The 14,777-nt window shown below is 63.3% G+C and carries 15 protein-coding genes and 1 pseudogene; 6 read left to right on the forward strand and 10 right to left on the reverse strand.

From position 1 onward, the window contains the following. Positions 1–8: 8 nt before the first annotated feature. Positions 9–662 carry a 50S ribosomal protein L3 gene (gene rplC / locus AC5Y5C_RS12985; RefSeq protein WP_078288398.1) on the reverse strand — a complete coding sequence of 218 codons (654 nt, stop codon included), beginning with the start codon at positions 660–662 and terminating at the stop codon, positions 9–11. A 14-nt stretch (positions 663–676) separates the two neighbouring features. Continuing rightward, positions 677–982: a 30S ribosomal protein S10 gene (rpsJ, locus tag AC5Y5C_RS12990; protein ID WP_003883485.1), complete on the reverse strand. Its 306-nt coding sequence runs from the start codon at positions 980–982 to the stop codon at positions 677–679. Between the two features lie 372 nt (positions 983–1,354). Here rpsJ and AC5Y5C_RS12995 point away from each other — a divergent pair. The 3 genes and pseudogenes from AC5Y5C_RS12995 (at position 1,355) to AC5Y5C_RS13005 (ending at position 3,052) form a co-directional block, all read left to right on the forward strand. Beyond that, positions 1,355–2,023, forward strand: a pseudogene (locus AC5Y5C_RS12995) (pyridoxine/pyridoxamine 5'-phosphate oxidase). A 208-nt stretch (positions 2,024–2,231) separates the two neighbouring features. After that, on the forward strand, positions 2,232–2,561 hold the full coding sequence (locus tag AC5Y5C_RS13000) for a hypothetical protein (RefSeq protein ID WP_499972629.1): 330 nt from the start codon (positions 2,232–2,234) through the stop codon (positions 2,559–2,561). Further along, positions 2,561–3,052, forward strand: coding sequence for a hypothetical protein (locus tag AC5Y5C_RS13005; protein ID WP_499972632.1), 492 nt, complete (start codon positions 2,561–2,563; stop codon positions 3,050–3,052). The genes AC5Y5C_RS13000 and AC5Y5C_RS13005 overlap by 1 nt, the downstream gene beginning before the upstream one ends. A gap of 204 nt (positions 3,053–3,256) precedes the next feature. Here AC5Y5C_RS13005 and AC5Y5C_RS13010 read toward each other — a convergent pair whose 3' ends face one another. From AC5Y5C_RS13010 to AC5Y5C_RS13030, 5 genes are all read right to left on the reverse strand, one after another. Next, entirely contained in the window at positions 3,257–3,619 is a 363-nt protein-coding gene (locus AC5Y5C_RS13010) for a DUF4333 domain-containing protein (protein ID WP_499972634.1), read from the reverse strand. Between the two features lie 8 nt (positions 3,620–3,627). Further along, positions 3,628–4,110, reverse strand: coding sequence for a hypothetical protein (locus AC5Y5C_RS13015; RefSeq protein ID WP_499972636.1), 483 nt, complete (start codon positions 4,108–4,110; stop codon positions 3,628–3,630). Between the two features lie 38 nt (positions 4,111–4,148). Further along, on the reverse strand, positions 4,149–6,662 hold the full coding sequence (locus AC5Y5C_RS13020; RefSeq protein ID WP_499972637.1) for a hypothetical protein: 2,514 nt from the start codon (positions 6,660–6,662) through the stop codon (positions 4,149–4,151). A gap of 58 nt (positions 6,663–6,720) precedes the next feature. After that, positions 6,721–7,809 (reverse strand): hypothetical protein, encoded by a 1,089-nt coding sequence (locus AC5Y5C_RS13025; protein ID WP_499973199.1) that lies wholly within the window; start codon positions 7,807–7,809, stop codon positions 6,721–6,723. A gap of 618 nt (positions 7,810–8,427) precedes the next feature. Next, complete coding sequence (locus tag AC5Y5C_RS13030) at positions 8,428–8,553, reverse strand: hypothetical protein (RefSeq protein ID WP_499972639.1); 126 nt, start codon at positions 8,551–8,553, stop codon at positions 8,428–8,430. A 346-nt stretch (positions 8,554–8,899) separates the two neighbouring features. On the opposite strand from AC5Y5C_RS13030, the gene AC5Y5C_RS13035 reads away from it, so the two are divergent. The 3 genes from AC5Y5C_RS13035 to AC5Y5C_RS13045 all read left to right on the forward strand — a co-directional run bounded on the left by AC5Y5C_RS13035 (position 8,900) and on the right by AC5Y5C_RS13045 (position 11,028). Next, complete coding sequence (locus tag AC5Y5C_RS13035) at positions 8,900–9,211, forward strand: hypothetical protein (protein ID WP_499972640.1); 312 nt, start codon at positions 8,900–8,902, stop codon at positions 9,209–9,211. 10 nt (positions 9,212–9,221) lie between these two features. Then, complete coding sequence (locus AC5Y5C_RS13040; RefSeq protein WP_078288748.1) at positions 9,222–9,692, forward strand: hotdog fold domain-containing protein; 471 nt, start codon at positions 9,222–9,224, stop codon at positions 9,690–9,692. A gap of 79 nt (positions 9,693–9,771) precedes the next feature. Beyond that, positions 9,772–11,028: a cytochrome P450 gene (locus tag AC5Y5C_RS13045; protein ID WP_499972645.1), complete on the forward strand. Its 1,257-nt coding sequence runs from the start codon at positions 9,772–9,774 to the stop codon at positions 11,026–11,028. Positions 11,029–11,037: 9 nt separating this feature from the next. On the opposite strand, the gene AC5Y5C_RS13050 is transcribed toward AC5Y5C_RS13045, so the two are convergent. From AC5Y5C_RS13050 to AC5Y5C_RS13060, 3 genes are read right to left on the reverse strand one after another with little or no spacing between them, the layout of a single operon-like run. After that, positions 11,038–12,540 (reverse strand): acetyl-CoA acetyltransferase, encoded by a 1,503-nt coding sequence (locus AC5Y5C_RS13050; RefSeq protein ID WP_499972649.1) that lies wholly within the window; start codon positions 12,538–12,540, stop codon positions 11,038–11,040. Positions 12,541–12,588: 48 nt separating this feature from the next. Continuing rightward, positions 12,589–13,374, reverse strand: coding sequence for an ethanolamine ammonia-lyase subunit EutC (eutC, locus tag AC5Y5C_RS13055; RefSeq protein WP_499972651.1), 786 nt, complete (start codon positions 13,372–13,374; stop codon positions 12,589–12,591). After that, positions 13,371–14,774: an ethanolamine ammonia-lyase subunit EutB gene (locus tag AC5Y5C_RS13060; protein ID WP_499972652.1), complete on the reverse strand. Its 1,404-nt coding sequence runs from the start codon at positions 14,772–14,774 to the stop codon at positions 13,371–13,373. The genes eutC and AC5Y5C_RS13060 overlap by 4 nt, the downstream gene beginning before the upstream one ends. Positions 14,775–14,777: the final 3 nt, after the last annotated feature.

Here is a 14,777-nt window from a genome sequence, read left to right on the forward strand (position 1 = left end):
CTCAGACACTACTTCTCACCTCGCTTGACAGCGGTGCGGACCACAACCAGGCCACCCTTACGTCCGGGGATGGCACCCTTGATCAGCAGCACGCCATTTTCGGCATCCACCTTGTGCACCACCAGGTTCTGGGTGGTGACGCGATCGCTACCCATGCGTCCCGACATCCGGGTGCCCTTGAAGACACGGCCCGGGGTGGCACAGCCACCGATCGAGCCGGGACGACGGTGCACAGCCTGCGCACCGTGGCTGGCGCCCTGACCGCTGAAGCCGTGACGCTTCATGGTTCCGGCGAAGCCCTTGCCCTTCGAGGTTCCGGTGACGTCGACGTAGGCGCCGTCACTGAAGATCTCCGCGGTCAGCTCCTGGCCCACCTCGTACTCGGCGGCAGCAGCCTCGTCGTCCAGACGCAGCTCGGCCAGGTGGCGACGCGGGTTGATACCCGCAGCACTGAACTGACCGGTGACCGGCTTGGTCACCTTGCGCGGGCTGATCTCACCGAATGCGAGCTGGATGGCGCTGTAGCCGTCCTGCTCCTGGGTGCGGATGCGGGTCACCACATTGGGTCCGGCCTTGACGACGGTCACCGGGACAACCCGGTTGTTGTCGTCGAACACCTGTGTCATACCCAGCTTGGTGCCCAGAATTCCTTTTCTTGCCATGGTTTCTGGTTCTCCTACTGGATGTTCACGTCGACGCTGGCCGGCAGGTCGATGCGCATGAGCGCGTCAACCGTCTTGGGCGTCGGGTCGAGGATGTCGATGAGCCGCTTGTGGGTGCGCATCTCGAAATGCTCGCGCGAATCCTTGTACTTGTGCGGCGACCGAATAACGCAATACACGTTTTTCTCGGTTGGCAGCGGCACAGGTCCAACGACACTCGCGCCGGTACGGGTCACCGTCTCAACAATCTTGCGCGCAGAGGCATCAATGGCCTCATGGTCGTAGGCCTTGAGCCTGATGCGGATCTTCTGTCCCGCCACGCTTCCTACCTCTACTATCACTGGTCCGGTGCACGCCGAAGCGCACAACCCGATACCGCCGCTGTTTACCTGTCGTAGTTCACCGACCCCCGCGGTCGGGCGTGTCGCCCTCGCGCGCAGTCGTCCGCGTCGAAAATTCTCGTCGCTTGGACTGGGCCGACGCGCCCGTAAGGGCGCTGTAGTTCGCCGTCTCCGTTCGCGCGCCACAAAAGGCGTCGCAACCGGTTCACGGCAACCCGAACAGTATGCCTCATCCCGCGGCTGCGGCCAAATCCCTGGTGTAACCACTCTGCGGCAACAACGCGGAGCCCCTGACCTGTGAATCCGAGGACCTCTGGAACGCTAGTTCAAGGTCCGTCGAGGAGGTTGCGAGTGCGCTGGTCGGAAGCCGACGGAGAGCGCTCATTTCTGCGGGCACTGCCGGTCCTGGCCGGTAGTGCCCCACCCTTTGACATCGGCGATGCTCCCGCCGAACCGCTCCCCTTGTTCGTCGAATGGATCGAGCAGGCTGCGCGGGCCGGCATACCGGAGCCGCATGCCATGACGATCTCGACGGTCGATGCCCAGGGCGCACCGCGCGCACGAGTGCTGATTTTGAAGGCCATCGATGCGAACGGCTGGCATTTCGCGGCGAGCTCGGTGAGCCAGAAGGGGCGGGACCTCTCTGCCCACCCCGTTGCCGCACTGACTTTCCATTGACAGGCGGTCGTCCGGCAGGTACGGGTGACGGGCCCGGTCGTCGACGACGGTGCGCGGGCAAGCGCTGAAGACTTCCTGGGCAGACCCATCGGATCCCGGGCCATGGCACTGACGCTGCGACAGAGCCAGCCGCTGGTGGATGCTGCGGAAATCGACGCCGAGATCGAGAAGGCGCACCGGAAGCTCACGGACGATCCCGATCTCGTACCCGGGGAGTGGGTGTCGTATGCAGTGCAGCCGACGCGGGTGGAGTTCTGGCAGGGCTCCCCCGAACGCAAGCACCTGCGTCTCGGCTATCAGCGCGTTGAGGAGCGCTGGGAGCGTACTCAGCTCTGGCCGTGATCGAGGAGCTGCTGACGTGTGCGTTCGACGTCATCTTACTTTCGAGTACGGCAAGCGAATCTGTAAATCCCCTGCTCAGAAACGGCGTTTGCGCTCTAATCACCGCTTCTCATCGGAGAGGTATCTAGCCTGCAACAAGTCCGACCGGTCCGTTCCCTAACGAAAGAACAACCTGTACTTATGTCTCTCGTGGGGAACGAACTACTCGGTGAACGGCAACATCGTGGTCCAACCCGGCACGGCCGGACCCACGGTGGCTGGACAGATGACGAGCTTCCCGGCATTCGAGGCCTACCACAACACGCCATCCGGCGACATCTCGCAGATTGCTCAGATGTGGCCCGTACACACCGACCAATGGGGCCCGATGCTCGGATTGCCGTTCACGCAGAACGTCGGCGATCAGGGGATAACGAACTCTATGAACGGTGCGCAGATGACCGAGCTGGTGCCCCCGGGCTCACACGTACCGACGATTACCCCGATGGCACCACCCGTTCCCGTAGATCCTGTGCCGCGCATCGAGATTGGCAAGTGATGAAGGACAACGCCAAGCGTTACGGCAAGCTCGTCGTTGTGGCAGGCGGGCTGCTGTGCGTGGTGTACTACCTCGTGTTCGCGATCGGGTTCCTATTCACTGCAACGGATTCCACGGCGAGGGACCACGGTTTGGGCGCGCTGATACTGCTATGGGTCACCCCATTGACCCTCGCCGATGATTGGTACTTGACGCTTCCGGCAATCCTCGCCATTGGTGCCGTGCTCATGTATGCGTGGACGAAGCTCCCCGAGCAGGTAGCCCATTGGTGCCGTGCTCATGTATGCGTGGACGAAGCTCCCCGAGCAGGTAGCCCATTGGCGCCCAAAGGGCTTCTGGCAGAACGCGGCCCTCTTTCCATTCCTCGCCTACGGCATGTTAAGCGCGGCGTTGCTAATCATCATGTTGCTGGTCTCAATCCCCGCCAGCTGTACATCCGGTTACCCCCACTAACTCTGGCGCGGGCGTGCGGCACCATGTGCGGCCAGTAGCGGGGCGGCCGTCAACAGGCAGCCGTGCCAGGATGTCCACGATGTGCAGCCAGTTACCTTGATCGCCGATACGCACTTCGCCGTAGGCCCACGCTTGGCCGGTCTTTCAGGCGATGCGCTTAAGTGATTCGACTGGCGATTTTGTCAAGTATGCCGGCCCGCCGTGCTCAAAACCCGCGAGCATGTGTAAATCTTAATTCGCGACTACTCCGGGAGCGGATGGTCATCGACCTTTATTTTGAAGTCGACCTTATCGCCCTCGATTTTTGTGACGGTGAGGGTTAGACCTGCCCTCTGTCCATCCTCGGTCAATACGCATCGTTGGGTAGAGCCCACCGTCGCTTCGAGAGGCCCGTCGCATACGACCGACTCCACGTTGCCGCCATACTGAGCCTCAAGGCGCGCCGCCGCAATCTTCCCGGCCTCTTCTTTCGGAATCTTTCTTACGGATGAAGTTGGTGGCGGTTCAGATGTTGCGGGCCCGGCATGCCATGTCGACGTGACTGAGCACCCTGACACCACAAAAGCTGACGATATAAGAGCCGCCATTGCCGGTCTGTAATGCATTTCGTTACTTACCCGCTTTCTTTCACGACGATCGAATCGAATAGCATTCGAAAATCCTGTGCGCAGATTTCAAATATCGATTCCGGTGCTGTTAGGAGAAAACTCAAGACACGCGTCTTGAATCCGGCGAAAGTAACGAGAATTTCGCTTTGGATTATCGCAACGCGATCGCCTGAAGACATCTCGGTCTCGAACCGGATTTCTTGACCGTACATCTCAGGATCACGGTGAGAGATGAACTCACCACGACGAAGCCTAACCTCCTCGTAGGCCTCAGCTACGGCGGCGCGGCGCGCGGAGGCCAGCACCTCCAAGGACGTCTCCAAATCAGGGACTTCCAGGACCGAAACCGTGATCTCTGGCACAATTGGCTGGCCAACTTCGGTGTCCCTTGTAACGCTCAGATACGTATCCCCACGTCGGGCCTCGTCGACCCTGGCACTCCAGCCGGGGGGAGCGTGACCGTCGATCCCAATTTCTAGAGTTGTCATTCCCGCCTCTACCTCTCGATCCTTTGACTTTAGCAACTTTACGGACCGAATACGGAGGGAATTCCACTGGTTATCCATTGGCCGGCTGGCCCGAGAGCGCCCTGGATAAGCTGCGGCACATTGACGAATCCCTGAAAGGCGGTTCCCCCTTCGACGGCACGCCAAGATGTAGTCAAGGGCAGATTTATATAGAAATTGCCGCCACCAAGATTTTGGAATGTGGTAGTAGCACCGAGAGGCGTACCCGTGCTTGCACCCTGACTGGCGCTGGGGCCGATTTTCAGCGTGTTTGTGAGAGTTCCCTGTACTGCAGGGCCCGATATAAAGGTCTTGTTCTCAAGGTTATAGCCTGCAAATGCTTCTGCTTTAGGTAGCACTGAGGGTGAGTTCGACATAGCCTGGGGGCTTTGTGCATTCAGCACCGCTGACGCCTCTACCTCACCACCCAATTTTTGCTGGAACGTGCTACCAAAGGTGTATTCACCTACAGTAGTTTTGCCGATTTCGATGGGATCCGGGTTTTGCAGGCCGTGCCGACCCTCCAGCCCAATTTTCTGACTACCGTCCGGGAAACTCTTGTTAATAGTTTTCAATTCGCCGGTGATATCCCAGGGTTGTTCCCCTTTACCGGCACTCTGGATTTGCGGTTCCCCTTTACCGGCACTCTGGATTTTCTTAGGCGCCTGCTGGGACTGTTGCGTAGTTTGCGGTCCCTGGTTAGTCTGCGTTGGAGTTTGCGGCGCTTGCTGCGACTGTTGCGTAGTTTGCGGTGTCTGCGGTCCCTGGTTGGCCTGCGTTGGAGTTTGCGGTGTTTGCGGTCCCTGGTTGGTCTGCGTTGGAGTTTGCGGTGTTTGCGGTCCCTGGTTAGTCTGCGTTGGAGTTTGCGGCGCTTGCTGCGACGTAGTTTGCGGTGCCTGGTTAATCTGCGTGGGAGATTTTGGTGCCTGCTGAGCTGCTTGTTGCGTGCCCTGTTGCGCAGCCTGCTCGCCTGCTTGCTGTGATCCACGACGAGTTGCCGCGGACGCCAGGTCCGTGGGGTTCATCGGGCTGTTGTCCCTATTCGGCAGCCCGGGGTCGTTCTGCGGCTGCTGCTGAACCGGTCCTTGATTTGGCTCACCAGATTGTCCCGGTTGCTGACCAGGCTGCCCCTGGGGCTGCTGCGGACCCGGTTGTTGAGGTGCTTGCTGCACCGGCTGCTGGGGTGGCTGTTGGCCGGCAGGGTTCTGTGGTGCTTGGGCTGGCTGCTGCGGAACTTGGGGTGCCTGTTGCGCGGGTGGCTGTGCGGGTGCCTGCTGGACCGGCTGTGGCGCCTGTTGTACGGGTGCTTGGGCTGGGGGTTGTGCGTCGGGTTGCCAGGGCCCGTAGTTGGGCAGGGGTTCGCCGTGTGCGGCACGCTGGCCGGGCATCTGCGGACCTAACGTCTGCGGGGCCTGTTGGGCCGGTTGAGGGCTGTTGCCGTTGTTGATGGAGATTCCGCCGTTTTGATCCAGGGGAGCCTGGTTGAAGCCGCCTTGGTAGTCGGGCTGTTGGGCGGGCATGTTCGGGGGTCTGAACTGAGCGCCGCCGTCTTGCGGGCTGCCGTCATTACCGCCGCCGCCACAATCGGGCGGGCAGGCAGCTCGTGCCAGGGGCGCGGCGCCCGGGCCTGTGTAGGAATCGGGAGTAGCGAGCCCGAACGCAGTAGCCGAGAAGAACAGCAGTGCAACGATTCCGGCTCCGGCGTAGATCTGCCCCATAGGGGTAGCACCACCGCCCGGGGTGTGCGGGGTGTGCACCCACGTCCACCACCCAGACAGGGCACGCCACCACCAGGTGTTGGCCAGGAACGCGACGGTCAGGACGGCAACGATGGAGGCCAGGGCTGCCATCGGATCAACGCCGGTCAGCCATGCGCTCACCCGCGGCACGATGTAACCGGACAGCAGCACCAAAGCGGTGCCGCCGGCCAAAAGTGTCAAACCCAGGCCCGCGTGGCTCGACCACCACAGGCTCCAGCGGTCTGGACTGCTTTCCTGCTTATGTTGTCGGGTACCGGAATTGGCGAAAATCAGGGCAGCGAGGGTTTTACCGCCATCGAACAGCAAGGCACCGGCCACCGCAATGATCGCCACCTGCACCAGCCCCGAGGTCAGCGTCCACCCCGTGCCGGTCCCGGTGATCTGGGCCCACCATGTGTTGGCGTGCCCGCGCATTACCCACCAGATCCCGGCTGCGCCGACACCAATCCCGGTGACTGCACGCGCCAGTGGCGGGATACCGGCCACCGACGCTGACACCACCACGGACAGCGGGGCCAGTGCGCGGCGTAGCAAGGTGATGCCCTTGCCCAGAGCAGTAAATGCCGCCAGCAGCAAGATCGCCCACCCCACCGAGGCGGCCACACCATCGCCGCGGGTCAGCACATGCAAACCCCACACGCCAGCAACAGCCAACACTGCGCCGGTGGCACCGGCTGCAAAACCCGTCAGTTCCGGCACCTGTAACGGGGCAGCTGTGGGCAGGGTCTGCGTGGGCGCATCGTCACCGACGCCTCCCGTGGTCGTGTTGGCCATCGGCTACCCCTCTTCTCCGAAGAATGCTGCTGCAAAAGATGTTGTGACGGTTGCCATGTCAGGACCCTGCCGCAGGCGGGCCGGGTGCCATGTTCTCTTTGGCCCAGCGGGTGTGCCCGTTAGCCACGGACAGGCAGCCCTCGTAGTCAGGGCCGTCATGCCCGAACGCAGTGACGCAGGCGTTCGACAGATCGGCCAGGAAGGTGTTCTCACACGTCAGTGCGCTGGTGCGGGCAGGTACCGCCGTCATGCATGTGGCCAACTTGCCGCACGACGCCGCGAAATCAGCTGTCTTGCCCGGGTTTTCGCCACCACGGAACTGTGGTGGGCCGGACACACAACGGCCGCCGTCCCCGTCTGCAGTGTTGGCTGGTGCTTTGGGGGCTGGGTCGCCCTGGGCGACTGCGGGCATGGTGGTGGTGGCGCGGTAGGCCACCGTGATGGTCACTGGAAAATTCAGCAGCCCCACGTCGCCGACGTTCAGGTCCAGCCCCGATTGCTGATAGCGATAGCTGCCGCCCAGCGACGGCGCGACCGAGATTAGATTCCCGGCGCCGTCACGTGCGTCAGGGATGCTGAACGCTCCGATAATCGCCGCAGGCTTGCCCGGAGACGCGTCGGTCTCGACCACCACGGCTTGGCCTGCTTGACGCAGGTGGGTTCCTTCTGGATAGCGGATACCCAGAGAAAAGTCGCTCGGGGAAATGAAGGACTTGCGGACCATACGGATATCAGCGCCGCCACCTGCGTCGGGTATCACCACATAATCGACCGGGCCCGAGCCGTAGGCGGCCGCACCGCCTTCGCCCCAGTTAGCGGCGGTCAGTTCACGTTCGTTCGGTAAGTGGATGACGATCTGTTTTCCCGGCCAGGCCGTCGCGGCGTGCACACCGTCTGTCACGATCGGCGGCACTGCAGCTAGATTGCGCTCCCGGGCCTCTGCCAGCGGCCGACCCGTTCCGTCACCCATGCCCTGCGGAACATTCGTTTTAGCTTGCGCCCCACCAATGTTGACTGCGCGGGGGAGATTATCGGGCTGCGGGACCGCTAACGGCGGCGGAGCAGGCGGCGGAGCAGGCTGTGGATCGGCGCATGCCTGCCCAGCATCCGCGGCACCAAGGGCAAAGAGTAACGCGGCTGCTGTCATTGCGACGCGACGGCGAATGGACAGACCGGACCGCGGCGCTCCCGGCAGCAGGCGGCGGTCTCCCAGCACGCGGCAGTTCCTCACCTGCACCGGCTGTGCCATGGGCCCGACCACATCCTTCCCCGACCATCACCTGACGCCAAACGTCGGCGTGCATCTCCTCCGACTAGAGAAACTACTGCACACACAGCGAACTCGTCAACTCATACAGCAACAATAAATTTCGCTTTTACCAGTGTAAATGTGATCTATCCCGTTAAGTTCTCCGCGCTTTCTGGCCTCGACTAGCTGCTAACGCGGGATGCGGCGAGAAGCCAGGACCCAGCAGCACCAGGAGAATCCGGCGGACGCGCCAGCACTGCGGCATCGAGCAGGGCTATGCGCGGTCCCACCACGTGCCAACGGTCGCGGAATCCGAAAGTGATCACATCCAGAACTATCTGGCCAGCCAACGCGACAGCGGCGCCCAGCAACGGCCATCGGTGTTCAGCGAGCAGCAGGATGGCCGCGGTGGTTGGCGCGCTGAGAAACGACAGAGACGCCCCCGCACTCGAACCATCGGGGGGTGAGGTGAGCGCGGGGGCAGTAAGCAGCCTAGCGGGACACGGCCGTAGCTGGTTACACCTCGTCGCGCAGCTCTGGCGGCAGGGGTGGCGCGGGTGTTCCGGGTGCGTGGTCCATCCGGGTGCCGTCAGGGGCTTCTGCGGCGTCCTGGCGCAGCTGCGCCGCATCGGCTTTCGTCAATACGTCGAATTCGGCGTCAATGCCACTAGCGCCCGATTCACATCAGACCGCCAAATCCCTTGGGGGACTGCATTTCATGGCGAAATTCGTTCGCCACCTTGCTGCCCGCTTCACCAAACAGCCGGGCGGCGTCATTCAATCGTTGCTGGGCTCCTGCGGCCCTGACGTTGCCGATCGTTCACGTCGTACGGGCCTGGTTTGTCGCGGCGGCCGGTGTCTTCCTCGAAATCGCTCACCGCCACCACCGCCGGAACAGTTGGCGGATCTGCTTGTCGGTCAGATTGACCAGCGGGTCGTAGACGCTGGCGACGCGGGCCGAGGGGCAGCCCCAGGACGGCACCGGGTCGTGCTCGGAGCGGTCGACGAGCTCGCCGATCGGCTCGACGACGTACAGGGCGCCGCGCGGGTATCCGGCGGCATAGATGCGGGCGTAGTCGCGGTCGGTGGTGACGCACAGGAGGCTCGGGTCGTTGTCGTCGGTGTCGAGCGGCTCACCGTGACGGCGGGCCTCGCATGTGGGGCAGCCATCGACCAGGTGCGCGGTACCCGTGGCGGGTTCGATGATGTCCCCGACCTCAATACCCTCACGCCGCGCGGGTTCTCCGGCCCTTTCGCTCCCATCAGCACCCGTGACCGGAGGTACCTTACTTTCGAGTAAGGTACGTGGCGTGAGTGCATCTCCGACCTACAAGATCTGGCAGCGTCTGCAGAACAAGCCGGGCGGCTCCGCCCTGTTCTCCGCCGCCATGATGGCCCGCGTCCCCTACTTCGCCTCGGTGGTGCCGCACGTGCACCGGATGGAACCGGGCTACTGCGAGGTGACCGCCCCCAAGTGGTACTTCGTCTACAACCACCTCAAGACCTTCCACGCGATCGCCGCGTGCAACCTGGCCGAGGTCGCGATGGGGATGCTGATGGAGGCCACCACCCCGTCCTCGCATCGCTGGATCCCCAAGGCGATGAATGTGCAGTACCTCGGCAAGGCCACCACCTCGCTGCGCGCGGTCGCCAAACTGGAAGGCCTCGACTTCGCCTCGATCACCGAGGGCACCGATGTCGTGGTGCCGATCAGCATCACCGACCGTGACGGCAAGGAAGTGGTGAAAGCAGAGATCACCACCTGGGTGACCCCCGCCTAGCCAGCATCGCCCGCATCCGGCGGTCAAAAATTCAGCCGTTACGGTCAAATCTATGGTGCGCCGCGCGCACACTCCGGCTATGGCCACTGCACTATCCGAAATCGAAGACGCCGGCCGACTCTTGGCCGATCCGACCGCGTACGCAGACGAGCCCCGTCTGCACGAAGCACTGACCCTGCTACGGCGCGAACAGCCCGTGGCGAAGGTCGTTACCGACAACTACCGGCCGTTCTGGGCGATCACCAAGCACGACGACATCATGGACGTTGAGCGCGATAACGCACTCTGGATCAACGAACCGCGTCCGTTGCTGATGAACCTCGAGCAGGAGGCCGAGCTGGACCGGCAGGCGGCCATGGGCATCGAGCTCAAAACCCTTGTCCATATCGACGACCCCAAACACCGCGTTCTGCGCGCCATCGGAGCCGACTGGTTCCGGCCAAAAGCCATGCGGGACATGAAAATCCGCACCGACGAGCTGGCCGCCAGATACGTGAACAAGCTGATGGAGGCCGGTGGAACCTGCGACTTCGCCCAGGACGTGGCCGTGCACTTTCCCCTGTACGTCATCATGTCGCTGCTCGGCATTCCCGAATCGGATTTCGACCGCATGCTCAAGCTCACCCAGGAACTCTTCGGCGGCGACGACACCGAATTCCAGCGCGGCGCGACTCCGGAGGAGCAGCTGCTGGCGCTGCTGGACTTCTTCGGATACTTCAGTGGGCTCACCGCCTCCCGGCGCGAAAACCCCACCGGCGACCTGGCCTCGACCATCGCGAATGCCACGGTCGATGGCGAGCCACTCTCCGATGTCGACATCGCGTCGTACTACACGATCATCGCCACCGCCGGACACGACACCACCAGCGCCACGATTGCCGGTGGCCTGGAAGCGCTTCTGGCGCATCCGGACCAGCTCTCGCGCCTACGCGAGAACCCCGACCTCATGCCTTTGGCGGTCGACGAGATGATCCGCTGGGTGACACCGGTCAAGGAGTTCATGCGAACAGCGACCGCGGACACCGAGATTCGCAAAGTATCCATCGCCCAAGGCGACTCGGTGCTGCTGTCCTACCCGTCGGGGAACCGCGACGAAGACACCTTTGCCAACCCGTTCACCTTCGACGTGGCACGAGACCCCAACAAACACTTGGCATTCGGGTTTGGTGTGCACTTCTGCCTGGGAGCGGCACTGGCCCGGATGGAGGTCAACAGCTTCTTCTCGGCACTGCTCCCCCGGCTGGAGTCCATCGAGATCGACGGGAACGTCGAGCGGACGTCGACCATATTCGTCGGCGGTATCAAACACCTGCCGATCCGCTACTCCTTGCGGTGACGGCGGCGATCAAGCGAGCCGCGCGGAACCATCCGCCGCGACTTCGATTGACGCACCGGCGATATCTGTGCCCCCGATCTGCGCCGCCACAGCGCGGTCGTCGAGCTTGGCGAAGGTGCGCGCCCCGGTCGGGGTACGTACGCTCACGAACGTCTGGAACGGCGATCCGTCTCGCCCATAGTTGACGGTCCAGGCCTCGACGGCGGCCGCACCCGAATAGCCATCGGCCGCCGCGGTTCTGGGCTCTCGATCGACGGCGGGCTGCACATCCTCGTACCTGAAACCGGATGTGGGCGGCTCGGTTCCGTAGATTCCGAATGCGTGCTTGGTGAGGTATCCGCCATTGGCTGTGATCAGCCCCTTCGCACCGGGACGCTCACGCAGCCGCTCGGCCATGGTGGCGATGGAGTGGGTGACGTAGTTACACCAGGGGCCGCCGGCGAACGTGAGTCCACCGGTGACGGTGAGCGGCCGCGCCGGGTCATCGAGCGCCAACCCCAGCTCGGTCGCCGCGACCTGCACCGCCGAGGGGAAACACGAGTAGATGTCGATCAGGTCCACGTCATCGGTTCCCAAACCGGCGATGTCGAACGCACGCTTGCCCGCAAGACGGATAGCCGGCGACCGGTGCAGCTCGTTACGTTCACTGAGCGCAAAGGTGTCGTTGGCCTGGCTGCCGGCGAGCGGAAATATCCAGCGATCCTTGGAGATTCGGAGCCGTTGCGCGGTTTCTAGCGAGGTGAGCAGCAGCACCGCCCCCTGTTCGACCATGTTGTTGGAGTTCATCAGCTTGGTGTACGGCGAGCTGATCCACCGATTGTCGGGACCGGGCGTAGCGATCTGCTCGGCGGTGTACGCATCGTTGGACCAGGCATGCACGTTGTTCACGGCCACGGCGTTGAAGCGCTGCCACAACTGAGAAATCGCAGCGCGATGGTCGGCGACGGATACACCATTGGCGACCCGAATCGCCTGCTCGAACAGCGGGTACACATGACCGGGAGAGATCAGGCCAATGGTGGTCTCGGCGCCGCCCACTTGATCCATGCGACCGCCGAGAATGGCTGGTTCGGTGATGGATTCGTCTTGGGTGGTCCACGTGGGCTGCACACCGGTGGCCATCATCTTGTTGCGCGACCGCCACATCTCCGCCCCGCCGATGAGCACCACGTCGGCATCCCCGGCCAGAATGTCCGCGGCCGCATGGTTGACCAACAGCTGCGGCGAGTTGCCGCTGGGCCCGGTGTAGAACGTGCGCTTGGGCGCCGAACCCAGACGTTCACCGAGCAGCGCGCCGGGGTCGCGGTACTTCCACGAGAAGATGTTCGCCACCGACACCGTGTCTATGGCCGTGAGCAGCTCAACCGCCCCCGCATCCTCGGCCGCCAGCCGGCCCGCTCGCTCCATGAGATCGATGGGCTCGGGGATCTCCGAGAACGCAGTATCGGCGTCCGTCCGCTGGTTGACCTGTCCGGTACCGACGAGAACCGGCGTGCGAGGGTCGAGGGCCATTAACCGATGGTAACCAACCACCCGGTTGGCCCCGGAAAGGCCATCCCGCTACGTGGTGAGAGCGGGCCCGGACCCCTCGATCTGACTACCCGCGCCCGTCATGTCCTTGAGGGCGACGCCTGATCGACCGATCTCACGTGCGCCCGCCACCAGCGCAGCGACGACCTGTGCCGCCTGGTCGTAGCCCAACCCTTCCGGCGGATGGATGTTGGACACGCAATTACGTTGTGCGTCACTGCATCCGACAACAGGATTGTGCGTGAGGTATATCCCTACGCTGTCGGCGACGGACAGGCCGGGACGTTCCCCGATGAGCATCAGGACCGTGTCCACACCGAGCGCGGCACCGATGTGGTCACCCAGGGCCACCCGCGCCTGTGTCGCGATGACGAGCGGTGCGAGCGAATATCCGCGAAGGCGCTGGTGTAGCGCCTGCAATAGCGGAACACCGTGGTCATCAAGGGCGCGCGGAGACAAACCGTCAGCCAGCACGATGCCGATATCGGCGGCGGAATCCGACAGCACATCCAGCGCGCCATCGGCCGGCGCCCGCCCCAGGTCCGGGCGGCGCAAGTATTCGGATCGATCGCCTGCGCGGCTGGTCACCAGCAGCGGCGTACCCAATCCGAGACCGTCGATACGGCCGGCCAGCGCGGAAGCGTCCAGCGGCGTATGCACGGCGTCGCGGGCGGCGGCGTGCGCGGTCCCGAACTCCAGCACTCGAGCGGTGGGCAACGCATCCCCGCTGCGCCCCAAACCGATTCGTGACTGCGTGGAGCGACGTAACGTATCCCAGATATCTTCCGCCGCTCCGTTGTTCGCAACGTCACTCATAACAGTGCCCGCAACGGCGAGTCGTTGACCGCGATTTCACGCAGCCCCCCGTCGCGCTCCAGCATGCCCATGCGCTCAAGCCAGTCGTTGAACTCCGGGGCCGGCCGCAGGCCGAAGGCGCGGCGCGCGAACAGCGCATCATGGAAGGACAGGCTCTGGTACCCGAGCATGACGTCATCCGCCCCGGGCACCGCGATGACAAACGCGACTCCCGCCGCCGTGAGCACAGTAAGCAGGACGTCCATGTCATCCGAATCGGCTTCGGCGTGATTGGTGTAACAGACATCCACCCCCATCGGGAGCCCCAGGAGCTTGCCGCAGAAGTGGTCTTCCAGGCCAGCCCTGATGATCTGCTTGCCGTCGTAAAGATATTCCGGCCCAATGAATCCCACGACTGTGTTGACCAGGAGTGGCTCCACCTCACGCGCCACCGCGTAGGCCCGGGCCTCCAGTGTTTGCTGGTCTACCGGGACTCCGCCCACCCCGAGATGCGCCCCGGCCGAGAGCGCCGATCCCTGGCCAGTCTCCAGGTACATGACGTTGTTGCCCACGGTTCCTCGCGCCAAAGAACGTCCGGCCTCGTTCGCCTCACGCAGCAGCGCCAAGTTGACCCCGAAGCTCTCGTTGGCACCTTCGGTGCCGGCGATCGACTGGAACACCAAGTCCACCGGCAGATTTCGCTCAATGAGCTCCATCGTGGTGGTGACGTGCGCGAGCACGCACGACTGTGTGGGGATGTCGAATCTCAACCGGATGTCGTCGATGAGACGCAGCAGGTCGGCCGCGGCATGCGGGGAATCGGTCGCCGGGTTGATTCCGATGACGGCGTCGCCGCAACCCAGTAGCAGTCCGTCGAGGGTGGCAGCGGCGATACCTCGCGCGTCGTCGGTGGGATGGTTGGGCTGTAGTCGGGTCGCCAACGTGCCCGGTAGTCCGATAGTCGTACGAAAAGCGCTACGGTTGCGCACCGCGGCACCGACGGCGATGAGGTCCTGATTGCGCATCAGCTTGCTGACGGCCGCTACCATCTCTGGTGTCAGCCCCGGCGAAATATCCTTGAGTGACTGCGCCCCATGGCGTTTGGTGATGGTCTCCAGCAGCCAGTCGCGAAAATCGCCGACGGTGAGATGCGAGATGACCGCGAAGGCCTCCGCGTCGTGGCTGTCAATGATCAGCCGGGTGACCTCATCGGTGTCGTACGGGACGATCTCCTCGGACAGGAAGTCCGCTAGCGGTACCTCGGCGAGTGCCCAGCGTGCGGCAGCCCGCTCGGCGTCCGATTGTGCCGCACAGCCCGCGAGCTCATCACCGGACCGCGGCGGCGAAGCCTTCGCGAGAACTTCGGCGAGCGACCCGAACCGGTACGTGACCGGTCCGGCGATGTGGCGAAAGGTGCTCATAAT

Source organism: Mycobacterium sp. NGS15, from assembly GCF_059813245.1.